Origin of the sequence: Methylocaldum sp. 14B (assembly GCF_002005105.1) — a bacterium.
Lineage (GTDB): Bacteria > Pseudomonadota > Gammaproteobacteria > Methylococcales > Methylococcaceae > Methylocaldum.
In genome coordinates, this window is record NZ_MSCV01000001.1 from 151,856 (window position 1) to 177,073 (window position 25,218).

At 54.5% G+C, this 25,218-nt stretch carries 26 protein-coding genes; 15 read left to right on the forward strand and 11 right to left on the reverse strand.

Annotated elements, in window-relative coordinates; all coding sequences use genetic code 11:
* Positions 1–91 precede the first annotated feature (91 nt).
* Together B2A78_RS00720 and B2A78_RS00725 are read left to right on the forward strand one after the other, a co-directional pair.
* The gene (locus B2A78_RS00720; protein ID WP_240502365.1) at positions 92–187 is read left to right on the forward strand and encodes an entericidin A/B family lipoprotein; all 96 of its coding nucleotides are present in this window, start codon (positions 92–94) and stop codon (positions 185–187) included.
* A 120-nt stretch (positions 188–307) separates the two neighbouring features.
* The gene (locus tag B2A78_RS00725; RefSeq protein ID WP_077728120.1) at positions 308–1,888 is read left to right on the forward strand and encodes a peptide chain release factor 3; all 1,581 of its coding nucleotides are present in this window, start codon (positions 308–310) and stop codon (positions 1,886–1,888) included.
* Positions 1,889–1,902: 14 nt separating this feature from the next.
* On the opposite strand, the gene soxZ is transcribed toward B2A78_RS00725, so the two are convergent.
* A complete protein-coding gene (gene soxZ, locus B2A78_RS00730; RefSeq protein ID WP_205780632.1) occupies positions 1,903–2,214 on the reverse strand; it encodes a thiosulfate oxidation carrier complex protein SoxZ in 312 nt (103 codons plus the stop codon).
* A 74-nt stretch (positions 2,215–2,288) separates the two neighbouring features.
* On the opposite strand from soxZ, the gene B2A78_RS00735 reads away from it, so the two are divergent.
* A complete protein-coding gene (locus B2A78_RS00735; RefSeq protein WP_077727978.1) occupies positions 2,289–2,735 on the forward strand; it encodes a thiosulfate oxidation carrier protein SoxY in 447 nt (148 codons plus the stop codon).
* 12 nt (positions 2,736–2,747) lie between these two features.
* Here B2A78_RS00735 and B2A78_RS00740 read toward each other — a convergent pair whose 3' ends face one another.
* The 3 genes from B2A78_RS00740 to nagZ are packed head-to-tail and all read right to left on the reverse strand — an operon-like array spanning position 2,748 to position 5,094.
* The gene (locus tag B2A78_RS00740; protein WP_077727979.1) at positions 2,748–3,485 is read right to left on the reverse strand and encodes an S-methyl-5'-thioinosine phosphorylase; all 738 of its coding nucleotides are present in this window, start codon (positions 3,483–3,485) and stop codon (positions 2,748–2,750) included.
* 11 nt (positions 3,486–3,496) lie between these two features.
* Complete coding sequence (locus tag B2A78_RS00745; protein ID WP_077727980.1) at positions 3,497–4,051, reverse strand: hypoxanthine-guanine phosphoribosyltransferase; 555 nt, start codon at positions 4,049–4,051, stop codon at positions 3,497–3,499.
* Positions 4,048–5,094 carry a beta-N-acetylhexosaminidase gene (gene nagZ, locus B2A78_RS00750; protein ID WP_240502356.1) on the reverse strand — a complete coding sequence of 349 codons (1,047 nt, stop codon included), beginning with the start codon at positions 5,092–5,094 and terminating at the stop codon, positions 4,048–4,050. Before nagZ ends, B2A78_RS00745 begins: the two co-directional genes overlap by 4 nt.
* Positions 5,095–5,186: 92 nt before the next feature.
* On the opposite strand from nagZ, the gene B2A78_RS00755 reads away from it, so the two are divergent.
* Positions 5,187–5,576 (forward strand): flagellar basal body-associated FliL family protein, encoded by a 390-nt coding sequence (locus tag B2A78_RS00755; protein ID WP_077727982.1) that lies wholly within the window; start codon positions 5,187–5,189, stop codon positions 5,574–5,576.
* A gap of 12 nt (positions 5,577–5,588) precedes the next feature.
* Entirely contained in the window at positions 5,589–5,933 is a 345-nt protein-coding gene (locus B2A78_RS00760) for a phenylpyruvate tautomerase MIF-related protein (protein WP_077727983.1), read from the forward strand.
* Positions 5,934–5,951: 18 nt separating this feature from the next.
* Here the strand turns inward: B2A78_RS00760 and B2A78_RS00765 are convergent, their stop codons facing one another.
* Positions 5,952–6,263 (reverse strand): DUF1244 domain-containing protein, encoded by a 312-nt coding sequence (locus B2A78_RS00765; RefSeq protein ID WP_077727984.1) that lies wholly within the window; start codon positions 6,261–6,263, stop codon positions 5,952–5,954.
* 244 nt (positions 6,264–6,507) lie between these two features.
* Here B2A78_RS00765 and B2A78_RS00770 point away from each other — a divergent pair, with 244 nt between their 5' ends.
* From B2A78_RS00770 to B2A78_RS00790, 5 genes are read left to right on the forward strand one after another with little or no spacing between them, the layout of a single operon-like run.
* Positions 6,508–6,888, forward strand: a complete 381-nt coding sequence (locus B2A78_RS00770) for a hypothetical protein (RefSeq protein ID WP_077727985.1) — start codon at positions 6,508–6,510, stop codon at positions 6,886–6,888.
* 32 nt (positions 6,889–6,920) lie between these two features.
* On the forward strand, positions 6,921–7,463 hold the full coding sequence (locus B2A78_RS00775) for a septation protein A (protein WP_077727986.1): 543 nt from the start codon (positions 6,921–6,923) through the stop codon (positions 7,461–7,463).
* Positions 7,464–7,467: 4 nt separating this feature from the next.
* On the forward strand, positions 7,468–7,767 hold the full coding sequence (locus tag B2A78_RS00780) for a YciI family protein (RefSeq protein ID WP_077727987.1): 300 nt from the start codon (positions 7,468–7,470) through the stop codon (positions 7,765–7,767).
* Positions 7,767–8,057, forward strand: coding sequence for a BolA family protein (locus B2A78_RS00785; protein ID WP_077727988.1), 291 nt, complete (start codon positions 7,767–7,769; stop codon positions 8,055–8,057). Before B2A78_RS00780 ends, B2A78_RS00785 begins: the two co-directional genes overlap by 1 nt.
* Positions 8,058–9,059, forward strand: coding sequence for a peptidylprolyl isomerase (locus B2A78_RS00790; protein WP_077727989.1), 1,002 nt, complete (start codon positions 8,058–8,060; stop codon positions 9,057–9,059).
* 205 nt (positions 9,060–9,264) lie between these two features.
* Here the strand turns inward: B2A78_RS00790 and B2A78_RS00795 are convergent, their stop codons facing one another.
* On the reverse strand, positions 9,265–10,407 hold the full coding sequence (locus B2A78_RS00795) for a sensor domain-containing diguanylate cyclase (RefSeq protein ID WP_077727990.1): 1,143 nt from the start codon (positions 10,405–10,407) through the stop codon (positions 9,265–9,267).
* A gap of 100 nt (positions 10,408–10,507) precedes the next feature.
* The gene (locus tag B2A78_RS00800) at positions 10,508–11,599 is read right to left on the reverse strand and encodes a PA0069 family radical SAM protein (protein ID WP_077727991.1); all 1,092 of its coding nucleotides are present in this window, start codon (positions 11,597–11,599) and stop codon (positions 10,508–10,510) included.
* A 58-nt stretch (positions 11,600–11,657) separates the two neighbouring features.
* Here B2A78_RS00800 and glp point away from each other — a divergent pair, with 58 nt between their 5' ends.
* From glp to lpdA, 4 genes are all read left to right on the forward strand, one after another.
* Positions 11,658–12,926, forward strand: coding sequence for a gephyrin-like molybdotransferase Glp (gene glp, locus B2A78_RS00805; RefSeq protein ID WP_077727992.1), 1,269 nt, complete (start codon positions 11,658–11,660; stop codon positions 12,924–12,926).
* Between the two features lie 834 nt (positions 12,927–13,760).
* Complete coding sequence (aceE, locus tag B2A78_RS00815; protein WP_077727994.1) at positions 13,761–16,448, forward strand: pyruvate dehydrogenase (acetyl-transferring), homodimeric type; 2,688 nt, start codon at positions 13,761–13,763, stop codon at positions 16,446–16,448.
* Between the two features lie 10 nt (positions 16,449–16,458).
* Positions 16,459–17,802 carry a dihydrolipoyllysine-residue acetyltransferase gene (gene aceF / locus B2A78_RS00820; RefSeq protein WP_077727995.1) on the forward strand — a complete coding sequence of 448 codons (1,344 nt, stop codon included), beginning with the start codon at positions 16,459–16,461 and terminating at the stop codon, positions 17,800–17,802.
* A 98-nt stretch (positions 17,803–17,900) separates the two neighbouring features.
* Positions 17,901–19,322 carry a dihydrolipoyl dehydrogenase gene (gene lpdA / locus B2A78_RS00825; protein ID WP_077727996.1) on the forward strand — a complete coding sequence of 474 codons (1,422 nt, stop codon included), beginning with the start codon at positions 17,901–17,903 and terminating at the stop codon, positions 19,320–19,322.
* A gap of 77 nt (positions 19,323–19,399) precedes the next feature.
* On the opposite strand, the gene B2A78_RS00830 is transcribed toward lpdA, so the two are convergent.
* Positions 19,400–20,689, reverse strand: a complete 1,290-nt coding sequence (locus B2A78_RS00830) for an AmpG family muropeptide MFS transporter (protein ID WP_205780633.1) — start codon at positions 20,687–20,689, stop codon at positions 19,400–19,402.
* Positions 20,690–20,708: 19 nt separating this feature from the next.
* Positions 20,709–21,488 (reverse strand): exodeoxyribonuclease III, encoded by a 780-nt coding sequence (locus B2A78_RS00835; RefSeq protein ID WP_077727998.1) that lies wholly within the window; start codon positions 21,486–21,488, stop codon positions 20,709–20,711.
* A 205-nt stretch (positions 21,489–21,693) separates the two neighbouring features.
* Here B2A78_RS00835 and rpmE point away from each other — a divergent pair, with 205 nt between their 5' ends.
* Positions 21,694–21,897 carry a 50S ribosomal protein L31 gene (rpmE, locus tag B2A78_RS00840; RefSeq protein WP_077727999.1) on the forward strand — a complete coding sequence of 68 codons (204 nt, stop codon included), beginning with the start codon at positions 21,694–21,696 and terminating at the stop codon, positions 21,895–21,897.
* Positions 21,898–22,060: 163 nt separating this feature from the next.
* Here the strand turns inward: rpmE and B2A78_RS00845 are convergent, their stop codons facing one another.
* Both B2A78_RS00845 and B2A78_RS00850 read right to left on the reverse strand, forming a co-directional pair.
* On the reverse strand, positions 22,061–22,657 hold the full coding sequence (locus B2A78_RS00845; protein ID WP_139841026.1) for a hypothetical protein: 597 nt from the start codon (positions 22,655–22,657) through the stop codon (positions 22,061–22,063).
* Positions 22,658–22,665: 8 nt separating this feature from the next.
* Entirely contained in the window at positions 22,666–24,951 is a 2,286-nt protein-coding gene (locus B2A78_RS00850; RefSeq protein ID WP_077728122.1) for a penicillin-binding protein 1A, read from the reverse strand.
* Positions 24,952–25,218: the final 267 nt, after the last annotated feature.

Consider the following 25,218-nt stretch of genomic DNA (forward strand, 5'->3'; position numbering starts at 1 on the left):
AACTAGCCCCTATAGTGATTGGATCAATTTTTTGCGGGGGATACTTGTGAGGAAATTCGCTTTTCGCGTCCTGATGTGGCTGATGATCGCAATGCTCGTCGGGTGCAATACCGTATCGGGCTTCGGCAAGGACGTCCAAAAGCTCGGCAGGAAAATGGAAGAGGCTGCCGACCGGCGTAACCGATAGCTCGTCCAAACTCCCAAAACTGGCCGGCCCGACAAGAACATAATCCCTTTCAAAGTCGTGTTCTGCTGCCGTTAGTCGTGGCGAGCGCGGTATAATTTGTATTTTTCGCTGCAATTTTCGATGTCTGAATTTCTTTCGGAATTAAGCCGCCGCCGCACTTTCGCCATCATCTCTCACCCGGACGCCGGTAAAACCACATTGACCGAAAAGCTCCTCCTGTTCGGAGGCGCGATCCAGTTGGCCGGCTCGGTCAAAGGACGCAAGGCGGCTCGTCACGCCACCTCGGATTGGATGGAGATGGAAAAGCAGAGAGGAATCTCGGTTACGACCTCGGTCATGCAGTTCGAGCACAAGGATAAGATTTTCAATCTGTTGGATACTCCCGGACACGAGGATTTTTCCGAGGATACTTATAGGACGCTCACGGCGGTGGACTCCGCCCTGATGGTGATCGATAGCGCCAAGGGTGTCGAGGAAAGGACCATTAAGCTCATGGAGGTCTGCCGGTTGCGGGATACTCCGATCCTCACCTTCATTAACAAGCTCGACCGCGAAGGGCGGGAGCCCATCGAATTGTTGGACGAGATCGAACGCATTTTAAAGATTCAATGCGCGCCCATGACTTGGCCCATCGGCATGGGCAAGCGCTTTAAAGGCGTGTATCAGTTGTATGACGACGCAATTCAGTTGTTCAGCCCGTCTCACGGTGATCGCATCGTCGAAGGGGAGGTCATCCAGGGATTGGATAACCCTCGGTTGGAAGAGATACTCGGAGATCAGGCAGACGAGTTGCGGATGGAGATCGAGCTGGTGCGCGGCGCCAGTCACGAGTTTGACATCCAGTCCTACTTGGCCGGAAAGCAAACTCCGGTATTTTTCGGCTCGGCGATCAATAATTTCGGCGTTCTGGAGCTATTGAACGCGTTTGCAGACTATGCGCCACCGCCTCAAGCGCGGCAAGCCCGCGAGCGCGTCGTGGGGCCCGAGGAAGAAAAGTTCACCGGCTTCGTCTTCAAGATTCAGGCGAATATGGACCCGGCGCACCGCGACCGCATCGCTTTTATGCGAATCTGCTCGGGCAAGTACGTGAAGGGCATGCGAATGCACCACGTCCGCATCGGCAAAACGGTCCAGATCGCCAATGCCATCACGTTCCAGGCCGATACCCGAACCAATGTCGAAGAGGCGTATCCGGGCGACATCATCGGCTTGCATAACCATGGCACGATCCAGGTGGGCGATACGTTCAGCCAGGGGGAGACGCTCAAATACGAAGGGGTGCCTTATTTCGCGCCGGAGTTGTTCCGCCGGGTGGTGCTGAAAGATCCGCTCCGCGCGAAGGCCCTGCAAAAGGGCTTGCAGCAATTGACCGAGGAGGGCGCGACCCAGCTCTTTCGGCCGCTTAAGAATAACGATCTTATTCTGGGCGCCGTGGGTGTCCTACAGTTCGATGTGACGGCCTTCCGGTTGAAATCGGAGTACAACGTCGAATGCGTTTACGACAACGTACCGGTCACCACGGCACGCTGGGTCGGGTGTGATGATCCGAAGAAGCTGGAGGAATTCAAGCGCAAGGTTTTCGACAATCTGGCCGAAGACGGCAGCGGTTATTTGGTTTATTTGGCCAGCAGCCGAGTCAATCTGCAGCTTACCCAGGAGCGCTGGCCGGATATTCGCTTCAGCGCAACCCGTGAACTGTAAGGTGCTGCGTAACCTTAACCGATGGTGCTTTCGGCGCTGTCGGTGTTTCCCAAATTGTCCGCCCAGGTGACACGAATCTTGTCGCCCGTTTTTCCGCCACGGAATCTCACTGAGATGTAGGGATCTCTGGATACGGCTGTGCTTAGCTCACAGCTTGCGACCAAGCGTTGATTGTGCTCTATTCTGACTTCTCGAATGAAGTGAGCCGGAATGGTTCTTTCCGTCAGCTCATCCCAGCGGCGTCCGGTTTCCATCGGATGGGTGATAAGCATGCGGACGGTGGTTAGGCCTTCTTCCTGCTTGGTGCGTATCTTGATGCTGGACATTTTAGTGACTCAGGTCGAACGGGGCCAAAGTTAAGGTAATCATTAGATCGCTTGGATTCAAGCAGGGATACGAAATGACGCAATCCAGACGCAACTTCGTTCGAATGCTAGTAGCGGCATTAACATTACCTTGGGAAGTCGTTTTTGGGGTGGCGAAATCCAGAGCACCTCAACGGATGGAGAACGGTTTCAGCCGACTGCTTTCGGATATGTTGGCGGGAGCGTCGTGGGCTGAAACCAACCGAATTGCCTTCGAAGTGCCGGAACTGGCCGAGAACGGCGCGATCGTGCCGATTTCAGTCGATAGCCGGCTGCCGAACACCTCGCGCATGCTCATTTTCGTAGAGAAAAATCCCACGCCGCTGGCGGCTCAGATTCGCTTCGAGCCCGGAACCGACGGATTTGCTTCCTTGCGCGTAAAGATGAACGAAACAAGCGCCATATTGGTCATCGCCGAGTCCGAGGGGAAATTTTTCGGAACGCAAAAGACGGTAAGGGTCATGGTTGGCGGCTGCGGTTAATCTGCCGATGTCTTATGCCTGAACGAAATGCCTCAGGATGGATGTTAAATCGGCCATTCCCGCCACTAAGTTCGCTTCGATTTCCATCATTGTAATTTCGGCTGCCGTTTTTCCCGCCGCCCAATTGGCAATCACGGCGCAGCAGGCGTAATCGATGCCGAGTTCGCGTGCCAGGGCGGCCTCCGGCATACCGGTCATTCCGACGAGATCGCAGCCGTCGCGTTCCATGCGGTTGATTTCCGCCGCGGTTTCCAGCCGCGGCCCCTGGGTACAGCCGTATACGCCGTCATCGATAATACTGACGCCCGCCACTTGAGCTGCGGTCAATATCTTTTCCCGCAACCATGGACTGTAGGGGTGAGTGAAATCGACGTGGGTTACCAGTTCGAGATCAGTCTCGAAAAACGTGTGTGGCCGTCCGTACGTGTAATCGATGATTTGGTTTGGAACGGCGATTTTTCCCGGCACCATATCGGCGCGGATTCCTCCTACCGCGGCTATCGCCAGAATGCTGGCCGCACCGGCTTCTTTCAGCGCCCAGATGTTTGCGCGGTAATTGATCTTGTGTGGCGGAATGATGTGCGGGTTGCCATGGCGCGCCAGAAACACCAGTTCTTGCTGATGAAAATGGCCAAAAACCAGTTCTGAAGAAGGATCTCCATACGGCGTGGCGATTCGCTCACGCCGGACAATCGTGAGATCAGGGAGCCGTGTGAGACCGGTTCCCCCGATGATGGCCATTAAAGTCATGACAGCTCCCTTTATCGATAAACGTGCTTGCAGGCGAAGATGCCCGGCCAATTGCGAAGATAGCTTTTATAATCCATGCCGAATCCGAACAAATAGCGATCTTCGGCTTCCAATCCGATGAAATCGGCTCGGCAAGGTTTCTCCTTATTCAATTTCTTGTCTACGACAACAGCCGTGTACACGGCTTCGGCGCCTTCTTCGAGGCAGTATTTCCGAATCTCAGCCAGGGTGATGCCCTCATCCAGGATGTCGTCGATGATCAGTACTGTCCGATCACGGAGGGGGATGCTAGGCTTCAAGAGCCAGCGAATTTCGCTGCCGCGGGTTTCTCCCTGGTAGCGGCCGGCCTTGATGGAGTCGATTTCCAAGGGGAAGCGCAGGCGCAGGGCAATCTCTGCGGTGGGAATGATGCCGCCGTTGAGAACCGAGAGCAACAAAGGGGTCTTATCGCCGATGAGTGTAGTGATCTCGGCCGCCATGCGGTCGAGGGCCGAGTTGACCTCGTTTTCCGAAAAAAGGCAGTCGGCTTCGGCTATTACTCGTTCGATTTCTTCCGATTTGTTCATGCGAGTCCCGGTTGTTCGTTGATAGATGCGATCAGTTCTGTGGCGCGCTGCCAGTCAGTGCTCGCCAATAAGGCATTACGATCCATGGAAAAACGTCCCCGCATGCGCTGGAGGCGGGGCTCGCGTTCTGTGCTGGAATGATTCGTCAAGGATTCGAGGACTTCGCCGGCGGCGTCGGGCATGTTGCAGACCAGTACCATGTCGCAGCCCGCTTCGAGCGCTAGCCTGGCGCGGTCAACATGATTTCCGGCAAATGCTGCGCCGGCCATGGATAAGTCGTCGCTGAACACGGTTCCGTCGAATCCGAGCCGGCGGCGAAGAACTTCTTGAATCCAAAAAGATGAAAAACCGGCCGGCCGCTCATCGATTTCCGCGTAAATCACGTGGGCCGGCATGATTCCCTCCAATCCGAATTCGATGAGGGCGCGGAATGGCAGTAAATCGCGGTTTTCGATTTCGTCCATGCTGCGGTGGTCGATCGGCAGTGCCAGATGGGAGTCTTCCGCCACGCCACCATGACCGGGAAAGTGCTTGCCCACGGATGGCATTCCGGCTCGTCTCATACCTCTCGCAAAAGCCCGGGCGAGTTGTGCGGTTTCGAAAGGATCGCGGGAAAACGCGCGATTGCCGATGATGTCGCTGACGCCCGAGTCGACATCCAAAACGGGCGCGAAACTGAAATCGATATCGACGGCCCGAAGTTCCGCCGCCATAAGCCAACCGGCCGTTTCGGCCGCTGCTTCGGAGTGGTCCGGTTGCCCATTTGCTATCTCGTGATAACGGGCGGCGGGCGGCAATCGTGTAAATCCTTCGCGGAAGCGTTGTACGCGACCACCCTCGTGATCCACTGCGATCAGAATTTCGGGGCGTAACGCGCGAATCTCCCCCACGAGATTCATGAGTTGCCTCGGCGACTCGTAGTTCCGACTGAACAAAATGAGCCCGCCTGCGGCGGGGTGGGTCAATTTGTCCTTTTCATCGGGGCTTACGGTTAGGCCCTGTAGATCGAGCATCACAGGCCCTAGCGGCTTAGATGATTTCATGGGCGTCCGCCGGAAATACTGAAGGTCCACGATTTTAAACTATAATCGAGCGAACGCGACGAGACGCTAACCGAAAGCCACTGGAGAACCTCGTGGGAAGATCGAAAATTCTGGCTTTGTTTCTTTTTTTATTTAGTCCGTTAGGTTATGGCATGAGCGGCGAAGGAGACGGTGGAGTCGAATATTTGCCTTTAGAATCGGTGCTGGTAAATCTTGAGGGCAAACGCCATTATCTTAGAGCCGACATTCAACTGTTGATCGATAGCAAGGAGCATGCGGAAAAAATCAAAATGCACATGCCGCCTATTCGTCATGCGTTGATTATGCTCTTTTCGAATCGCAATCCCGAGCAGCTTTCTGCTGTGGACGAGCGGGAGAAGCTTCGTCAAGCGGCGTTACAGGATGTCACCAAAACCCTGGAAAAATATGGCGCAGGCGAAGGACTAAAGGATCTCTTTTTTACCGATTTTCTTATCCAGTAGTGGAGTTCTTCTATGCCTTATCTGACGATACAGACTAATCGGGAAGTTTCTCCCGACCAGCGCGAGCCGCTGCTGACGGCGGCTTCGCGCCTGTTGGCCAAAGAGCTCGGAAAACCAGAGTCCTACGTCATGGTGAGTTTGAACAGCGATGTTCCTATGCTGTTCGCCGGCACCGGCGAGCCGGCAGCCTATGCGGAACTCAAGAGCATCGGATTGCCCGCCGGCCAGATCAAATCGCTATCCCGTTCAATTTGCAGTTTGCTGGAACAACGGCTCGACATTCCTCCAGCGCGGGTCTACATCGAATTTACCGATATCAAAGGCAGTCAATGGGGCTGGAACGGCGGGACGTTCTAAACCTTTGGGCCGTTGCCGCTAATGTCCGGCGGCTTCATTGCGGCGTTGGATTTCCTCCATGGCCTTGAGTTGCTCCGGTGTGGCCTCTTTTTGATACTTGGCCTTCCATTCGGCATACGGCATGCCGTAAATGATTTCTTGCGCCGCCGGATAATCGATGTCGATACCGCGCTCCTTCGCCTCGGCGCTATACCATTTGGCCAGGCAGTTACGGCAAAAGCCCGCCAAAATCATCAGATCGATGTTTTGCACGTCGGAACGATCGCGCAGATGTTGCAGCAGCCGTCGGAAAGCTGCCGCTTCCAGTTCGATTCGGGTTTGTTCGTTCATAGCTCTGAGTGCTTGGATGTGTTTGAAGATTGGACCGAGGAACCTCGGAATAGCTTCCGTCCGGAGTGCCCCTGGTAACTTGGGGAACGCTTCTCGCTTCCGGAATGGTGCTTGGCCATGCATACGCTTTCGATGTGTTAAGCTTCGGTTTGCCGGCTTGCAAAGTATTGTCGGATATAATGTTCTGTGAAATAGTATTTATTATAAGGGAATGAATAGGTAAAGCCGCAGGCGCCGTCCGACCATGGATATTCAAAAAGCCGCCTCTATTTCTGCTTACGCGCTCGCTGAAATCAAACGGCAGCGGGAACTTATAGCCGTCCGAGGAGTCACTTCGGCTGATCCAAGGATAATGGCTGGCGTAGAAAATGCCAGTATTAATGTGGGGGACAATAGCGCAGGCGGCGTCGTGTCTTCAGATGAATTGAAAGCCGTCCTGGATCGCCTCAACCAGCCGACTCAACTCAGGAAGGAAGCTGAGGAACAACGAACTGCCCAATACCAAACGATACTGAGCGCGAGAACGAAGCACGCGCTAAATGCCTATCGCGCACAATTCGATTTGCCGCAATATGAGGCAAAAAGCGCTCTCAGCCAGATGTTGGGTGTGGACGTCTACGCCTGACTCCTAATCTCTTTTTTACCTATGCCCGAACTATGAAATTGCTGTTCGATTTTTTCCCGATTTTTCTCTTTTTTATCGTTTTTAAGATTTCCGATATTTACGCTGCAACTCTCGCCGCTATCGTAGCGACTGCGGTACAAGTGGCGGTCACGTGGTTAAAGACGCGCAAAGTCGAGCCTATGCATTTGGTCTCGCTGGCAATCATCGTTATCTTCGGTGGTGCAACCTTATTCTTGAAAGATGAACTTTTCATCAAGTGGAAACCGACTGTACTCAATTGGCTGTTCGGCATGGCCTTTCTCGGTAGTCAACTATTCGGCAAGCGAACACTGATCGAGCGCATGCTCGGTAATCAAATTGAACTGCCGGATTTGGTTTGGCGCCGATTGAATCTGAGTTGGGCCGCGTTCTTCGTCGCGCTCGGTGGTGTCAATCTTTTTGTTATTTACAATTTCAGTACAGAGACTTGGGTCAACTTCAAGCTCTTCGGCCTTTTGGGGCTAACGTTCGTGTTTGTCATTGCCCAGTCCATCTATCTATCTCGTTTTTTGCCCGAACCCAATCCGGAGGAGTAGTTTTTTGCTCTACGCCATTATTTGTGAGGATGCTGAGGGAAGTCTGCCAAATCGTCTCGAAGCGCGTCCTGCGCATCTCGATCGGTTGAAAGCGCTGCAAGCCGAGGGGCGGTTGATTTTGGCAGGTCCCCATCCGGCTGTCGATTGCGAAGATCCGGGCGAAGCCGGGTTCACCGGCAGCTTGATCGTTGCCGAATTCTCCAGTCTGGCAGCTGCTCAAGCATGGGCAGATGAGGACCCTTATCGTCTGGCGGGCGTGTATGCTCGGGTGACGATCAAACCGTTCAAGAAGGTGCTTCCATAATGATAAGTCGAGTCGAAAAAATCAGGAGCCGACTGGAAGAGGTGCTCTCGCCGGTACATTTGGAAGTTACCGACGATAGTATGGCGCACGCCGGCCATGCAGGTGCCATGGAAACCGGCGGTGGGCATTTTTACGCCACTATCGTGTCTGAGATGTTTGAAGGAAAGAGTTCGGTTCAGCGGCACCAGTTGGTCTATCGTGCGCTGGGCGACTTGATGCAGAAAGAGATACACGCTTTCAGTATGAAGGCTTTTACTCCACTTGAATTTCAACAAAAAGGAAATGCGTAAATGAAGACATATTCACTTGTCGCCGCTATCGCCAGCGTATTGGTTATCGCGGGATGCAATAACGTTGGCACTGATGGCCAAAAGGGTGCGACAAGCACGACTGAGGCCCCGACGGCTGAAAACTCAGTCGCCGTAGTCAACGGCAGACCGATCAGTAGAGCCGCAGTCGATATCTTATCGGCGGAACTGGCTCAGCGCCGCGGGGACAACGGGATATCGGAAGAAAAAATCATCGATGAACTGATTAAACGAGAACTATTGCGCCAAGAGGCCGAGGCCCAGCAGCTGACCAATGATCCGAAATACGCCGCGCGCGTGGAAAATGCCGATCGAATGGTTTTGTCGCAAATTGCCGCGGAACATTTCATCAACAGCGCTGCGATTTCCGACGAAGATTTGAAGAAAGAATATGACCAGCGCGTTGGTTCGATGAAGTTGACGGAGTACAAAGCCAGGCACATTCTGGTGGATACCGAGCAGGCGGCGAAGGACGTCATTAAGCGACTACAAAAAGGGGAAAAGTTCGCGGATATCGCGAAGAAAGTTTCCAAGGATCCTGGCTCCAAGGGAAGTGGTGGCGACTTGGGCTGGTTTAACCCGCAGCAGATGGTGCCGCCTTTCGCAAACGCGGTAGTTGCTTTAAAGAATGGCGAATTGACCCAAACGCCCGTTCAAACTCAGTTCGGTTGGCACGTGATCCTGCGTGAAGATTCGCGCGACCAGCCGCCACCGCCCTTTGATGCCGTCAAAGACCAGCTGCGATCCATGATGCAGACACAACGGCTGCAACAACACATTGGAGAGCTGAAAAACAAGGCGAAGATAGAGCAGTTCGAGAAGCCGAAACCGGCTGAGAAACCTGCGATCGATTCGCCGCAGCAGCCCGGTGCTGGCACGGCGCCGGAAAAACCGTCGGAAAGTCCTGCTGCGGATCCTTCGCAACAGCAGCCGGAAGGTGGTCCTCAGGAAGACCCCGCTGAATCGCAAGAGCCGGCCGAATAAACTCGCGCTATCCGTTAGAGCCGGAGGTGTTTTCCGGCTCTAACCCACATTTCTTCCCTTCGTCGCAGCGGTGCGTGGCGCAGCGCAAAAACGGTACGCTACCGCGCGCGGAAGGTGGCGATTAAGCGTCGGTTCGCGATTGAAAGATCGGCTCCGACGTTCCCGAAGATACCGTTTGCGATTGGAGAAGTATGGGAAATGCTGGCTAGAAGCCGGCAACGCACTGTTGCGATGTTTCTTGAAAGCTCGGTTCGACAAAGCCGTTGCTGACTACGCAATTTCGACCATTGTTTTTGGCTCGATACAAAGCTATATCAGCTGCTTCGATAAGGCGGGCCTCGGTGGCATCGATCCCGCTGACCCTGGTTGGGTCCAAAGTGGCTACGCCGATAGACAAACTTATCTTCAGCGCCTCGCCATCCTTATCGTAGAACTCGCGATCGGCAATGCGTTGGCGGATTCGTTCTGCTACATCGGTGGCAGCCCGGTTGCCCGTTCCTGTCGAAAGAAGCGCAACGAACTCCTCGCCGCCATAGCGCGCTAACACGTCGTTGTTGCGCAGCATGGAGCGGATGGTCTGTGCCACGTCGACCAGCACCCGATCACCGCTTTGATGCCCATAAGTATCATTGATCGTCTTGAAGTGATCGATATCCAGAAATAAACATGACAGACATTCGCCGCTGCGTAGTGCCCGGTCGATTTCTTCACTGACGCGTTGTTCGAAATATCGCCGGTTGTTGACGCCGGTGAGCGTGTCGATAAGGCTGGTTCGTCGCAGCAGTTCGAAGTTCAAGGTATTTTCCAGGCATACGCTGAGCACGCAGGCCAGCCGATCCAGAAAATCCGTTGCCATCTGCTCGGAAAAGCGCATGGTGTCGGTACTGGCGAGATTTAAACTCCCCATGAGTTTGCCTCGACGATAGAGAGGCAAGAGTGCAACGCTGGACGAAGTATCCGGAAGGCGTGGGAAGAATGCGGCACATTTTTCGGGTTTGTAGCACCCTAGGTAAGGTCTTAAGGTCTTGCGGAACGTACGGTCCAGGATTTCGCCGCTGGGCAGCAATATAAGATTTGGCTGCTTGTCGACGTTTAGACCATCCTCTCTGAGGAAGCGCTCGAGTTCGCCTTTTTCGTCGACCAATACGAAGCTAACGGCGTCAAGCTCGAATAGAACGCGAGTGTCTTCCAACACCTGATCGACCAGTTCACGCAGAGAGTTCAGCGTGAGCAAGGTCATTTCCAGCGTTTGGAAGCGATGCAATTTAATCTGGTTCTGCCGAATGCGATCGACGAGGTTACCCAGGTGGCTTTGTAGGACGCATAATTCGGTGTAAAGCTCGTCCAAACTTAGGATCCTTAGTCGGTGCGATGACGCTTATTTTCAGCATAAAAGCCTAGCATAAGTTTTGGATCGCCATTTTTGATTCGAGCAGGTATCAAAAGTATCAAAATAAGCTGGTTTGCACAGGCGCATCACTAGGACGCTTGAATAACTCCGGGTTTAAATGGATTTCGGTGGCGTTAAGCCCGTTTTTCTTGAGAGCCACCAGGAACCGATTCCGGATGAGTTCGGCGTAAATCCCTGACCCGGAGTGGCGAAGGCCAAAACTAGATTCATACGGTTTACCGCCATGGATATCGCGCAGTCGCGCCAGAACGTGCTTGGCTTTTAGCGGGACATGGGTTTCCAGCCATTCGCGGAATAATTCTTTCAGTTCGAGAGGAAGGCGCAGCACGATGTAATCGGCGCTGATGGCGCCATGTGCGGCTGCCTGAGCAAGGATGGCTTCGAGCTCCGCGTCCGTCAGAATCGGAACCACCGGGGCCACCAGTGCGGTCACTGGCACGCCAGCGTCCGCTAGAATGCGAATTGTTTGGAGTCGGCGTTGCGGGCTCGTAGCCCGCGGTTCCATGATTCGGGCCAACCCCTTGTCAAGCGTGGTAATCGAAATCTGAACTTGGGCCAGATGCTCGCGCGCCATTGCCGAGAGAATGTCGAGATCGCGTTCGATGAGTGCCGATTTGGTCGTGATATTAACCGGATGGCGGCATTCGTAGAGTACCTCGAGAACTTCCCGAGTAATGCGCCATTCCCGCTCGATAGGTTGGTAAGGATCGGTGTTGGCGCCTAAAGCGATTGGAGATGGACGATGGGATTTTTTCGCTAGCTCCTTGCGCAGGAGACTCGCCGCATCGGATTTGACGAACAGCCGGGTTTCGAAGTCCAGTCCCGGCGACAGTCCCAAGTAAGCATGACTAGGCCGCGCATAGCAGTAAATGCAACCATGCTCGCAGCCCCGGTAGGCATTGATCGACTGATCGAAAGGGATGTCGGGCGACCGGTTATGGGTGATAATGCTCCGAGCGCTATCGTGTGTTACGGTGGTTGCTGCCGGGGGCACATCCTCTGCCCACCAGTCGTCGTCGATTTTTTCTCGGACGGTCTCGGAATAGCGGGATTCCCGATTGCTTACGGCCCCTCGGCCTTTTGTCGGCGAATTCGGAACCCGGATTTTTTGGCATTCATTGTCGCTCATACTCGCCTCCAATAGTACCATTCTCACTGGCACCGAATATTTCCAGATTGGTCTCGCCATGACTACGACTAACCGACCCAGTTGTAGCGACAATGATGAGCACGACGCACTTCATGTCGATGATGCCTTAGAGCGCATACTGAATGCCGTTTCCTCGGTCAGGGGTTACGAACAAGTCAGCATCCTCGAGGGCGTAACGAGAGTTTTGCATGACCCTGTGGTCTCGCCTTTAGATGTTCCATCCCATACCAATGCGGCTGTCGACGGCTACGCCATACGAGGAACGGATTTGCCGGGCGCTGGAAGCATCGTGAAAATGGAGGTGGTAGGCGTGGCTCTGGCGGGAACGCCGTTTGTCGGCGCCGTGCTTCCAGGACAATCGGTACGCATTATGACCGGTGCGCCCATGCCGGCCGGTGCGGATACCGTGCTGATGCAGGAGCATGTCGATGTCGACGGGGATCGGATCTGCATAACCGGTGGGCGGCATCGCATGGCGGATAATGTCCGCATGGCTGGTGAGGACGTCAAGCGGGGCGAAACGGTTCTGAACGGAGGACGCTATCTGACCCCACCGGATATCGGGCTGATCGCCTCGTTAGGCATAAGTGAAATCAAGGTCAAGCGGCGACCTCGGGTAGCGCTCTTATCGACCGGAAACGAAGTGCATCAGCTAGGAAGATCCTTAGAGGCCGGCGGCATATACGACAGCAATCGCTATACGCTCCACTCGGCACTAAGACGGTTAAGTGTCAAGGTGATGGACCAGGGCATCGTGCCCGATGATCCCGAGCTACTAAGCGAAGCTTTGATAAGGGCTGCATCCGCTGCGGATGTGATCATTTCCTCGGGTGGCGTATCGGTAGGTGAAGCCGATTTCGTCAAGGAGGTTCTGTCTTCGATAGGCAATATCGGTTTTTGGAAGGTTGCCATGAAGCCGGGACGCCCCGTGGCTTTTGGTAGTATCGGCGCGTCGACATTCATCGGGTTGCCGGGTAACCCGGTCGCCGTGATGGTAAACTTTTACCAATTTGTCCTTCCATTACTGGAAAAGAAAATGGGAATTCTGGAGCGGCCGGTTATTCCCACACTGAAAGCCAAGTGTCTCGAGCGGCTTGCTAAAAAGCCGGGCCGCACGGAGTACCAGCGGGGCATTCTCGAAAGAACCGAAACCGGTGACTGGGAAGTGCGTACGAGCGGCAAACAGGGTTCCGGCATTCTTCGCTCCATGAGCCTGGCAAACGCCATGATTATTCTGGCGCACGATCGCGCTTCTGTGGAGCCCGGTGAAATGGTCGATGTTTTACCGTTTGCCTGCTTGATGTAGGTTGCGAGAGTTTCTCAATGTTTCGGGCCGTTGGGTCCAAGCGGGCAGGCGTGTTTGGCTCGGGAGTGACTATAAACCTACGGCTAGGCTTTACGCGAATCCACCGCCTTGCTCGAATGCCAAAAGCCGAGGCCGATTCCGTGCTGTGACTCCCGCACGATAACCACCGAATAGCGAGCCAACCTCACCAAGTTTCCATGTTCGAGCGTAAAGACCAGCCGAGCCGGTTCACCGATGAGCCGTTTCAGCGGTTTGGTAGTCTCAATGAAGACGCCTGAACGGCTTATGTTCTTCGCGACGCCACGCAATGGGGCGCTCGATGGCATGATTAGATAGGCGGAAATTCGCGAATCCAACCGCGGGGCACGCCGACGTTCCTTTTCCGAATTTGTTTTGCTTCCTAACATATGGGGCGACCGGTTGTCTTAAAAGTAGAGTCGCTCACAAACGCTGCACTATCACGGCAATTGATGAGCGGGCGATGTTTTTGTGCCTCGGATCTGGCTACCGGACGATAATACCAGGTGATCAAAGCTCATAAAATCGCTAGCCGAGCAGTTTTTCAGATTAGCTTTTCTGGCGTAATCGGCTCGTAGTCTGTAACATTTTCCGATTGGACTTTTTTTTCTAACAATACAACGTTGACCTCGTTCAGAAGGCAAAGTCAGAGTTGCACAGTTCTGTAATCACTGGATCAACGGTTCAACAAACATGCCAGAAATTCTTTCGTTTCAAGCAATCTAAAGGTCGGAATTCAATAGATGACTTGTCGCTTGCTTGTCTGCATTCGAAAAAATTAGCTGGAAGCCCTTAATCAGTGGAGGAACCTTTCCTATGTCCGCCGTGAGTCCGTCTCACCCATCGCAAAACCTTAAGAGCGTCAACGATATCGATCCCGAAGAAACCCGAGAATGGTTGGAGGCCCTGGAGGCCGTTATCGAGACTGAAGGTATCGAGCGTGCGCATTTCCTGATCGAAAGCTTGGTCGATCAGGCACGCCGCGCGGGGGCGAACCTGCCTTATAAGGCGAATACGGCGTACATCAATACCATTCCGCCCCACATGGAACCCCGCTTGCCGGGCGATGCCGGTTTGGAGCAGCGCATCCGCTCTTATATCCGCTGGAACGCGATGGCGATGGTTGTCCGAGCCAACCGTAAAACCAGCGAATACGGTGGACATATTGCCACCTTCGCTTCAGCTGCGACGCTTTACGACGTGGGTTTCAACCATTTTTTCCATGCCGCCAATGGGAACCACGGCGGGGATCTGATTTACTTTCAGGGGCACGCCGCTCCCGGCATCTACGCCCGTGCGTTTCTGGAAGGACGCCTGAACGAAGAACAGCTGGACAGTTTTCGCGCCGAAATCGGCGGCAACGGTCTTTCCTCCTATCCACATCCCTGGTTGATGCCAGATTTTTGGCAGTTTCCGACGGTATCCATGGGGCTTGGTCCGCTGATGGCGATTTATCAAGCGCGCTTCATGAAATATTTGGAGGATCGGGGGATTCTGGCGACCTCGGGCCGCAAAGTCTGGTGTTTCTGCGGCGACGGCGAAATGGATGAGCCGGAATCCATGGGAGCCATCGGGCTTGCCGGCAGGGAGAAATTGGACAATCTCATCTTTGTCATCAATTGCAATCTGCAGCGGCTCGACGGGCCAGTGCGGGGCGACGGCAAGATCATCCAGGAACTTGAGGCGGAGTTCCGCGGTGCCGGCTGGAATGTCATCAAAGTCATCTGGGGTTCCTATTGGGATCCTCTGCTGGCCAAAGACAAAGACGGCCTCTTGAAGAAGCGCATGGAAGAGGCCGTGGATGGCGAGTATCAAGCCTACAAAGCGAAAGGCGGTGCCTACACCCGCGAGCACTTCTTCGGCAAGTATCCGGAGCTGAAGGAGATGGTGGCCAATATGTCCGACGAGGACATCTGGCGCCTGAATCGTGGCGGGCACGACCCGCACAAGGTCTACGCCGCTTATCATGCGGCGGTAAACCATACCGGACAGCCGACGGTGATCCTGGCCAAGACGGTCAAGGGTTATGGCATGGGCAGCGCGGGCGAAGGGCTCATGACCACGCACCAGCAAAAGAAAATGGACGAACAGGCGATCCGCCACTTCCGGGATCGTTTCAATATTCCCATTCCCGATGACCAGCTGATGGAGTTGCCGTACTACAAGCCGCCGGAAGACAGTGCGGAGCAGCGCTACATGCACGAGCGTCGAAAGAGCCTGGGCGGATACGTGCCGCAACGGCGACGCGACGCGCCGCTTTTGCAGGTGCCGGAGCTGGATGTCTTCGAACCTCTGCTGAAGGGCACCGAAGATCGGGAAATGTCGACTACGATGGCGTTCGTGCGCATCCTGACGCTGCTGTTGCGGGATAAAAAATTGGGTAAGTACGTCGTACCCATCGTACCGGACGAGGCCCGAACTTTCGGTATGGAGGGACTTTTCCGCCAATACGGTATTTACTCTTCCGTCGGGCAATTGTACGTTCCTGCGGATGCCGGCGGAGTGATGTACTACAAGGAGGACAAATCAGGGCAGATCCTGGAAGAGGGCATTTCGGAGGCGGGCTCCATGTGCTCCTGGCTCGCGGCCGGTACGGCTTATACCAACCACAACATCCAGATGATCCCGTTCTACATCTACTACTCGATGTTCGGATATCAACGGGTGGGGGATCTGATGTGGGCCGCGGGCGATATGCAGGCGCGCGGCTTTTTGATGGGAGGAACTGCCGGACGTACAACGCTGGCGGGCGAGGGTTTGCAGCATCAGGACGGGCATAGTCACGTCAGCATGTCGGCGATCCCAAATTGCGTAGCTTACGATCCTTGCTTTTCCTACGAACTGGCCGTGATTATTCAAGACGGCCTCAGGCGGATGTATCAGGAGGGCGAGAGCATCTTCTACTACGTCACCGTCATGAATGAAAATTATACTCATCCTGACATGCCGGCCGGCGCGCGCGAAGGGATCGTCAAGGGCATGTATAAGCTCAAGGACGCCGGCGAATCGGCTCAAGCCCAAATTTTGGCCAGCGGTACGATACTCCGCGAGGCCATCGTCGCGGCGGAATTGCTGGAGCAGGACTTCGGCGTAAAAGCGAACGTTTGGAGCGTCACCAGCTTTACCGAACTGCGCCGTGACGGACTCGACAAACAGCGTTGGAATCTCCTGCATCCGGATCAGCCGCCCCGCATCAGCTACGTGGAGGATTGCCTGGCCGGAACCCAGGGGCCGATCATCGCGGCATCCGACTATATTAAAATGCTCGCCGATCAAATCCGGCCCTTTGTTCCGAGATCCTATACGGTGCTGGGTACCGACGGCTTTGGTCGCAGCGATCAACGTTCCGAATTGCGGAGATTTTTTGAGGTGGATCGGCATTACATCGCATTTACGACACTAAAAGCCTTAGTCGATGAGGGCGGCGTGGCGACTTCTACACTGACGGAAGCTATGGCCAAATACGGCATCGATCCGGAAAAGCCCAATCCAGTGAAGGTGTAAAGGAATCGCTATGGCAGTGCTAAAAGAAGTCGTAGTTCCCGATATCGGGGATTTCAAGAACGTCGAGATCATCGAAGTGCTGGTTAAGCCGGGGGATGTAATCAAGGCCGACGATTCCTTGATTACGCTGGAAAGCGATAAAGCGGCGATGGAGGTGCCTTCGCCGTTTTCCGGCGTGGTGAAAGAAATGCAGGTCAATGTCGGTGATCGGGTGAGCATGGGGTCGCCGATATTGCAGTTGGAGCTTGCTGATCGGGCCCAGCCGGAACGGGAAGAGAAAGCTCCGCCTGAGGCGGAAGCGGAAGCTGGAAAGATCGTCTCCGGCGAAGCGGCGCCCAAGCCCGTTGCCGAGCAGCCTGCGCCTTCCTCAGTAGCAGAGCCGGAAGCGAAGCCGAAGCCCGCGCCGGCCATCGCCGAACGAGCTTTAAAAGTTGTTGAAGAGCATGCGCATCCTCCTCATGCGAGCCCATCGATTCGGAAGTTCGCCCGTGAATTGGGGGCTGAGCTTCAGAAAATTCAAGGCACCGGGCCAAAAGGCCGTATTTTGAAGGAGGATGTTCAGGCATTCGTAAAAGCGAGCCTGAAGCGGGTCGAGCAAGCGATGGCTGGTGGTGTTTTCGCCATTCCGCCTCAGCCGGAAATTGATTTCGCTCAGTTCGGCACCGTCGATAGACAGCCGTTGTCCCGCATCAAGAAGCTTTCCGGCCCGAATCTGCTTCGGAGTTGGATGAGCATTCCCCATGTGACGCAACACGATGAAGCCGACATCACCGATCTCGAAGCCTTTCGCCAGTCGCTCAAGAGCGAGGCGGAAAAGCAGAATGTGAAGCTGACCTTTCTGCCATTCGTCATCAAGGCCGTAGCGGCAGCGCTCAAAGAGTTTCCGACGTTTAATTCATCCCTCGCAGCCAACGGCGAAGAGCTGATCCTTAAAAAGTACTATCACTTGGGCGTGGCGGTGGATACTCCGGAAGGCCTAGTGGTGCCCGTAGTTCGGGATGTCGATCAAAAAGGCATTTTCGACTTGGCTAGGGAATTGGCAGAACTCGGCGCGAAAGCCCGTGGCAAGAAACTGCGCAACAACGATCTCGAAGGGGCGTCGTTTACTATCTCGAGCCTCGGCGGAATCGGCGGTACGGCTTTTACGCCCATCATCAATCCGCCTCAAGTGGCAATACTTGGTTTGTCCCGAGCGCAAACCAAGCCCGTTTACCTGGACGGACAGTTCGTTCCGCGCCTGATGTTGCCATTGTCCCTGTCGTACGATCATCGCGTCATCGATGGAGCCGAGGCGGCACGATTCACGGTTTATTTGGCTGGATTGCTGGCCGAACTGCGGCGAGTCCTTTTATAGAAGCCGGGATGCTTTGAGGCTTGCCGGCAAACCGGTTCGATACAACTTGCGATGGAACGCTAATCTGCAATTTTTTCTTAATAGAAGGTATACGTTCGATGTCCGATACATCTAGTCTACATGCCGAAGTTGTCGTTTTGGGCGGCGGTCCGGGTGGTTATACCGCCGCTTTTCGAGCCGCCGACTTGGGCAGACAGGTGGTTTTGGTCGAGCGTTATCCGGTGTTGGGGGGCGTTTGTCTAAATGTCGGATGTATTCCTTCGAAAGCATTGCTGCATGCCGCCAAGGTCATTCAGGAGGCGCAGGAATCTTCAAGTTTTGGACTGAATTTCGGTTCGCCGAACGTTGATTTGGACAAGCTGCGCGACTGGAAGAACAAAGTCGTGAAGACACTTACGACGGGGCTTGCAGGCTTGGCCAAGCAGCGCAAAGTTTCCATCGTCAACGGCGTGGGCAAATTCTCTTCGGACCGAACGCTACAGGTTGAAACGGCAGATGGCACAAAGACGGTCAGTTTCGATCACGCCATCATCGCAGCCGGCTCGCAGCCGGTACAGATTCCGGGTTTCCCTCACGACGATCCGCGCATGATGGATTCCACGGACGCCTTGGAGCTCGCCGAAGTGCCCAAGCGTCTTCTGATCATCGGCGGCGGCATCATCGGCTTGGAAATGGCCACTGTTTATCATGCGCTTGGTTCGAAGATCACGGTTGTCGAACTGATGGACCAGATCATTCCGGGCTGCGATGCGGATCTGGTTAAGCCGTTGTATCAGCGCATCAAGAAACAGTACGAGAATATTTTCCTTAAGACGAAGGTAACGCGCATCGAAGCGAAGTCGGAAGGATTGCAGGTTTATTTCGAAGGCGGTGAAGGCGCCCCCGAATCAGACTTGTTCGACCGCATCCTGGTCGCCGTAGGCCGGAAGCCAAACGGAAATCTGATCGGTGCGGAGAATGCCGGCGTCAAAGTCGACGACAAAGGCTTCATTCCGGTAGACACCTGTCAGCGAACCAATGTGCCTCATATTTACGCCATCGGCGATATCGTGGGCAATCCGATGCTGGCACACAAAGCGACTCACGAGGCGAAAGTGGCGGCGGAAGTCATTTCCGGAGAGCGCTCGGCGTTTCAGGCGTTAACTATTCCCTCGGTAGCTTACACCGATCCAGAGGTGGCCTGGATGGGACTTACGGAAAATCAGGCAAAAGCTCAAGGGATTGCCTACGACAAAGCCGCATTTCCCTGGGCGGCGAGCGGGCGGGCTCTAGGCATCGATCGCAAAGAGGGCGTAACCAAGATTTTGTGCGATAAAGAGACTAAGCGGATTCTGGGGGCAGGGATCGTCGGGCCTAATGCGGGGGAGCTTATCAGCGAGGCCGTTCTGGCGCTCGAGATGGGCGCCGATATGGAAGATATCGCCTTGACTATTCACCCGCATCCGACTTTGTCGGAAACCTTTGCATTTGCCGCCGAGATGCTGGAAGGCAGTATTACGGACCTTTATATTCGAAAGTAGGCCGAATTCGCGCCGGAGGAGAGCATCCAGAGGGCGCTCTCTTATCTGCGCAACGCATTCCTTCGGCGCAAAATTTTTCAGTCGGATGACTGCGAATCGGGTTGAGGCTCGAGACGTCCTGGATCTCTGCTCCGCTTGCCTCCGTTCCATGGCGCGACTTTGAACAGTAGCAGCATGCCTGGAAGGGTGAGCGCGAAGCAAACCCAAAAGAAGCGTTCCCAGCCTAGCGCTTCGATGTGAAGCAGCGAAATGTTTCCCATCTTAATGTCCCCACCTTCGACGAGAAAGCCGGTGAATGCATTGGCCAGCGTCCGTGGCGTTGCGGCCAGGCTGGTAAACAGCGCGAACTGGGTGGCGGTGTACGCCGGATTGGTGGCGGTGGCGATGTAGGCAACGAACGCGGCCGTGCCCAATCCGACACCGAACGCCTCAGCGCCGATAACGGCAGCCAGGCCAGCCAAGGTATGGCCGGCCGTGGCAAGCCAGGCAAAGCCGAGAATCACCAGCGCCTGTAAAACGCCAAATACCCAAAGAGACCGATGTATCCCCAGAGAAATCATCCATATTCCACCTAAAATGCCGCCTGCAACGTTAGGCCAAAGTCCGGCATGCTTGGCGATCACGCCGATTTCGGTCTTGCTGTAGCCCATGTCCAAATAAAAGGGCGTGGCCAGCGCCGTTGCCATGCTATCGCCCAGCTTGTAAAAAAAGATGAATCCCAGGACCGTTAACGCGCCGCTCCAACCCTTTCGTTGAACAAATTCACGAAAAGGATCGACTAAGGCTTGACGTAGCGTCGGAGGGGCGTGGCTGGAAAACTCCGGTTCGGTTCCGATGAGCGTCAGGAGAATGCCGGGGAACATGAACAGGGCCGTGATCAAGTAGACGGCGTCCCAAGACAAATAATCAGCGAGGATCAGCGACAGAGATCCCGGTACGAGCCCGGCGATTTTGTACGCATTCACATGGATTACATTGCCAAGTCCTTGCTCTTCGTCCCTGAGAATCTCTCGCCGAAAGGCATCGATTGCAATGTCCTGGGTTGCTGAAAATAGTGCTACCGCTACCGCCAGCCAACGAATGGTCGCGATGTCTGGAACGGGAGCGAGCCAACCAAAAGCGGGAATCGAGAGCAGCAGTGCAATTTGGGTAATCAGCATCCAAGTCCGGCGTCGCCCCATTGGTAGACCGTATCGGTCACAGAGTGGCGCCCACAAAAACTTCCAGATGTAAGGAAATTGAACGAGAGCCAGCAACCCGATCTCTTTGAGGTCGACACCTCCGTCGCGTAGCCAGGCCGAAATCAGGCTGATCAGCACGAATAGAGGCAACCCCGAGGAAAACCCCGTGAGGACGCAGATCAACATTCGTCTGTTAAATAGCGCGTCACGCCAGGAAAGGGTAGTCATAGTCTATGGTGAGTGGCGCATGGTCGGAAAAGCGCTCTTCCTTATAAACATGGGCGGCGCGGATTGCGTCCCGAAAAGTGGGGCTGGTCACGTGATAATCGATACGCCAACCCACGTTCTTGGCCCAAGCCTGACCGCGATTCGACCACCAGGTATATTGTTCAGGCTCCTGATTGACGACACGAAAGGCATCGACCCAGCCGTCCTCCTCGAATACGACATCCAGCCAAGCACGCTCTTCGGGCAGGAACCCGGAGTTTTTCTGGTTGGATCGCCAATTCTTGAGATCAATGGGTTTATGGGCGATATTCCAGTCGCCGCAGAAAATATAATTGCGCCCGGACTGCGCGCACTCCCGAAGATACGGCAGGAAGCGGTTCATGAAATCGAACTTCACCGCTTGCCGTTCCTCGCTGGACGATCCAGAAGGCAAGTATAGGGACACGACGCTTAGCGGGCCGAATCGGGCTTCGAGATAGCGCCCTTCGGCGTCCATGTCAGGCCAGCCAATGCCCTGAATGACTTCGTCCGGCTCCCGCCGGCTATACAACGCCACACCGCTGTAGCCTTTTTTGACAGCATCCAGGTAGTAGCACTGGTACCCTTTAGGCCAGTAGATAGGGTCTTCCAGTTGGTGTGTCTGAGCCTTGGTTTCCTGTAGGCAGACAACGTCGGCATTCTGTTTATCCATCCAGTGGAAAAAGCCTTTGCGCGCTGCTGACCGCACGCCGTTAACATTGAGGGAAACTATACGCATTATGGTTTATATCTCAGACAGGTATATAACCGCTAGAGTGCAGTTGCCGAAAATGGAAATAAAGGTTCATGCAGGTTGGCCGGTGTTCAGTTGGAAGCAGGACGATCCGCGCTAAAGAGTGCGTCCATCTTGCAGTGAAGAGCCGTTTTAAGTACCATGAAAAATTTGTCGTCCCTTTGTTCTGATTTCTGGAGAAAGCCTCATTATGAAGCCGGATATTCATCCCGAATACAAGTCCATTGCCGTCCATTGCAGTTGCGGCAATACCTTCGAAACCAAGTCGACGCTTGGCAAAGATTTGCAGGTTGAAGTTTGCTCCGCTTGCCATCCATTCTATACAGGCAAGCAGAAGATCGTCGACACTGCTGGTCGTGTTGACAAGTTCCGACGCAAGTACGGACGGGGCTGATTTTTCAGCCTCGTTTGCGTCTTTCGAAATCGGCCTGGCCGCCCCTCGTTTAACGGCAATGAGCAAGGAATGCTCTCCGTTTTGGGCCGGTCAAAAACGGATTATCGATCAACCGATAGATATTGGTCTTTGATTGTCGTTCTCGTGAGGCTTCGGCCGAGTCTCACGGCGAAATGCCGTTAATCAGTTTCTCGACGTCCTGAAGAGAGCCGCCAGGCACCGCCTTTTCCTTTCGATTGATCCGTTGCCCCTTCAATTCCGGCGGGAGTACCGCCAATTCGACGCGGACGCCATCGACAAAAAAATCCAGCGCCGGATACGTCATGCCCCGCCTGTGTCCCAAATTCAACGAAAAGGCCCCTTCCTTAAATGGTATGCGGGCTTCAACCAATTTCTTGATGATCTCTTCGGGGCTTTCGGGATATACATACAAGATGATCGGGCTGTATTTACTGGCGCTGCCATCCAACGCGCCACCGATCAATCGCGGCGAAAACTCTTCCAGGAAACGCATGGCCTCTAATGCGAGTTTTCGAAGACGAGCAATGTGCAGCGGCTGTGTTTCAGCCCGATAGAGTCGATGGTATTCCTCTAACGCTTGGTCGATTTCCTCGTTTCGGGGAAGGCTTCGTGAATTCGCTATCCCCAGGCGGGCGGCAGCCTTGTTTTTTGCCGGAAGATAATCGTTTACACCCTCTTCGGCGATAATCCTCGCAGCCTCCTGAGCGATCAACAGGCGTGCTTTATCTTTCGTAGACATGATGGAGATCAAAATAGCGATTCGATTGGTTTTTCGGTCGTCGTTCGAAGGGGAGGGGGCTTCGGTAATTCCGGCTCGGCCTCGTCTTCGATGACTTCAGAGGGAGGCGGTTCGCTTACGCGCGGCGCAGCATAGTAACGAGGAGCGCGCTCCGACGGGAATACCTCGAAGATAGCATTAGTGCTGCCGGGTGGAGCAAGCATTCCCGTGCCCGGATCCATCCGAGCGATGGTCAACCCGCTTGGAAGCGGAAAAGTCTGCTCGGGTAAATCTTTGAGGGCTTCCTGCATGAAATACATCCACATGGGCAGTGCGGCTTTGCCGCCAGTTTCACCTTTTCCCAAGGATTTTGATGAATCGAAGCCGACCCAAGCGATGGTCGTCAGAGAGGGAACATAACCGTTAAACCAGGCATCCCTATATTCATTCGTTGTGCCGGTTTTGCCGGCAATATCGTTACGCCCCAGTTCCATTGCACGGGTCGCGGTCCCGGTTCGTACCACGTCTTGCAGCATGGAGTTCATCATGTAATGGACCTGGGGAGATAACGTGCGAGGTGCAAAATTCGTTTGGTGATCATCGGACTCGGCACAATTCGCACATGCGATTTGCGGCGTAGCTCGGAAGATCGTTCTATCGGCTTCGGTTTCGATGCGTTCGATGAAGTACGGTTCGACGTGGAAGCCGCCATTCGCGAACACGGCATAGGCTTGCCCCATCCGGAGGGGCGTTGCAGTGCCGCTTCCTAAGGCTAGCGGGAGAGATCGTGGCAGCTCTTCGGGCTGAAAGCCGAAGCGCATGGCCATATCTATGGCCTTCTTGAGGCCGATGCTTTGAAGCAATCGAATGGATACGAGGTTTCGTGATTTGGCGAGTGCGACTCTGAGTCGCGTGGGGCCGTAAAATCGGCCCGAGTAATTCTGAGGACGCCAGAATCCGTCCGCCTGGGACGGGTCGGAAAAGACAACGGGAGCGTCATTTACGACACTCGCCGGAGTATATCCGTGGGTCAATGCTGCCGCGTAGAGTATTGGTTTAAAGCCGGAGCCGGGCTGTCTTTGCGCCTGAGTCGCTCTGTTGAACTTGCTGAGAGCAAAATCATACCCGCCGCTCAGCGCGACTACGGCACCGCTGGTCGGATCCAATGCGACCAGCGCGCCTTCAACTTCCGGAATCTGGCTAAGTTTCCAATGGTCGTTGCCGTCTTTGCGAAGCCTGATGAGATCACCGGCCTTGAGTATCTCTTTGGTGCTTTTGGGCAGAGGACCTTGTGCATTCTCGGAGATATACTTGCGTGCCCATTTAAGGCCGTCCCAGTCCAGTTCGATGCGCTGTTTGTCGCCGAGATAAATTTCTGCCGAGCTGTCTTTAACAGCTAGGACCAGCCCGGGTACCGTTTCTCCCGCTCTGGGGATGCTGGATAATCGCTCGTCCCAGTCCTTGGTGCGCTTGTCCTTCTTTAAATCTACTCGTTGCTTAGCGCCCCGAAATCCGTGACGCTCATCGTAGTCGTGCAGCGCAAGGCGCAGCGCCCTGTCTGCGGCTGCCTGCAAGCGGCTGTCGATCGTGGTGTATATCCTGTAACCGCTGGTGTAAGCGGATTCGCCATACTGCCGATACATCTCGTTGCGGATCAGCTCTGCGACATGGGGGGCATTTAACTCGACGGGGGTCGTATGGAGTTTTGCGGTGACAGGCCGGTTGATCATGTCCTGGTAAGTCTGATCATTGATGTAGCCCAGTTTCCGCATCCGCTTTAGGACATAGTTTCGCCGGCTCGCCGCCCTCTCTGGATTGGTTATCGGATTGAACGCGGAGGGAGCCTTCGGTAAACCCGCAATCGTCGCGATTTCATCCAGGTCGAGCTCGTTAATCCCTTTGCCGTAGTAGACCTGAGTCGCAGCTACGACGCCATACGCGTGGTGGCCGAAGTAGATCTTGTTCAAGTACAGCTCCAAGATCTGTTCTTTCGTCAATTCCGATTCGATTTTGATCGCCAGCACGATTTCCTTGAGTTTGCGAAAAAAGGTCTTTTCGCTGCTTAAAAAGAAATTGCGGGCCACCTGCATGGTGATCGTGCTGCCACCTTGCTTCTTCTTGCCCGTCCGAAGAAAGGAAAACGTCGCTCGCAATAAACCTTGGTAGTCCACGCCCGGATGGTCAAAAAACCGATTGTCCTCGGCCGCCAAGAAAGCCTGAATGACTTTTTCTGGCACTTCGGAAAAGCTGACCGGGCTGCGCTTCATTTCGCCGTATTGCGCGATTAGGAGGCCATCTTTGCTGTAAATGCTCATCGGAGTCTGGTACCGCGCATCCCGCAAAACTTCTATATCCGGGAGTTGCGGTTCGATGAACCGATAAAGCAAGAACGCGGCTAAGGCCAAACTCGCGAATCCGGCAAGGAGGAAAAAAAAGATTAGCTTCAAGAGGCTCACTGAACGGGAGCGCGCTTGGCGTCGACTGTTGCGGGTTCTCACTCGACAATCAAAAAGGTGTTTTCAGGCTGCGGCTACAAATAGTAGCTCCGAAGTGCACGGTTGATCGGTGTTTGGCGTGTCATG

Bases quoted from the DNA above. Each gene is read 5' to 3' on its own strand.
- B2A78_RS00720 (WP_240502365.1), top strand. From the start codon at position 92: ATGCTCGTCGGGTGCAATACCGTATCGGGCTTCGGCAAGGACGTCCAA.
- B2A78_RS00725 (WP_077728120.1), top strand. From the start codon at position 308: ATGTCTGAATTTCTTTCGGAATTAAGCCGCCGCCGCACTTTCGCCATC.
- soxZ (WP_205780632.1), bottom strand. From the start codon at position 2,214: ATGTCCAGCATCAAGATACGCACCAAGCAGGAAGAAGGCCTAACCACC.
- B2A78_RS00735 (WP_077727978.1), top strand. From the start codon at position 2,289: ATGACGCAATCCAGACGCAACTTCGTTCGAATGCTAGTAGCGGCATTA.
- B2A78_RS00740 (WP_077727979.1), bottom strand. From the start codon at position 3,485: ATGACTTTAATGGCCATCATCGGGGGAACCGGTCTCACACGGCTCCCT.
- B2A78_RS00745 (WP_077727980.1), bottom strand. From the start codon at position 4,051: ATGAACAAATCGGAAGAAATCGAACGAGTAATAGCCGAAGCCGACTGC.
- nagZ (WP_240502356.1), bottom strand. From the start codon at position 5,094: ATGAAATCATCTAAGCCGCTAGGGCCTGTGATGCTCGATCTACAGGGC.
- B2A78_RS00760 (WP_077727983.1), top strand. From the start codon at position 5,589: ATGCCTTATCTGACGATACAGACTAATCGGGAAGTTTCTCCCGACCAG.
- B2A78_RS00765 (WP_077727984.1), bottom strand. From the start codon at position 6,263: ATGAACGAACAAACCCGAATCGAACTGGAAGCGGCAGCTTTCCGACGG.
- B2A78_RS00770 (WP_077727985.1), top strand. From the start codon at position 6,508: ATGGATATTCAAAAAGCCGCCTCTATTTCTGCTTACGCGCTCGCTGAA.
- B2A78_RS00775 (WP_077727986.1), top strand. From the start codon at position 6,921: ATGAAATTGCTGTTCGATTTTTTCCCGATTTTTCTCTTTTTTATCGTT.
- B2A78_RS00785 (WP_077727988.1), top strand. From the start codon at position 7,767: ATGATAAGTCGAGTCGAAAAAATCAGGAGCCGACTGGAAGAGGTGCTC.
- B2A78_RS00790 (WP_077727989.1), top strand. From the start codon at position 8,058: ATGAAGACATATTCACTTGTCGCCGCTATCGCCAGCGTATTGGTTATC.
- B2A78_RS00800 (WP_077727991.1), bottom strand. From the start codon at position 11,599: ATGAGCGACAATGAATGCCAAAAAATCCGGGTTCCGAATTCGCCGACA.
- glp (WP_077727992.1), top strand. From the start codon at position 11,658: ATGACTACGACTAACCGACCCAGTTGTAGCGACAATGATGAGCACGAC.
- aceE (WP_077727994.1), top strand. From the start codon at position 13,761: ATGTCCGCCGTGAGTCCGTCTCACCCATCGCAAAACCTTAAGAGCGTC.
- aceF (WP_077727995.1), top strand. From the start codon at position 16,459: ATGGCAGTGCTAAAAGAAGTCGTAGTTCCCGATATCGGGGATTTCAAG.
- lpdA (WP_077727996.1), top strand. From the start codon at position 17,901: ATGTCCGATACATCTAGTCTACATGCCGAAGTTGTCGTTTTGGGCGGC.
- B2A78_RS00830 (WP_205780633.1), bottom strand. From the start codon at position 20,689: ATGTTGATCTGCGTCCTCACGGGGTTTTCCTCGGGGTTGCCTCTATTC.
- B2A78_RS00835 (WP_077727998.1), bottom strand. From the start codon at position 21,488: ATGCGTATAGTTTCCCTCAATGTTAACGGCGTGCGGTCAGCAGCGCGC.
- rpmE (WP_077727999.1), top strand. From the start codon at position 21,694: ATGAAGCCGGATATTCATCCCGAATACAAGTCCATTGCCGTCCATTGC.
- B2A78_RS00845 (WP_139841026.1), bottom strand. From the start codon at position 22,657: ATGTCTACGAAAGATAAAGCACGCCTGTTGATCGCTCAGGAGGCTGCG.
- B2A78_RS00850 (WP_077728122.1), bottom strand. From the start codon at position 24,951: ATGAGCATTTACAGCAAAGATGGCCTCCTAATCGCGCAATACGGCGAA.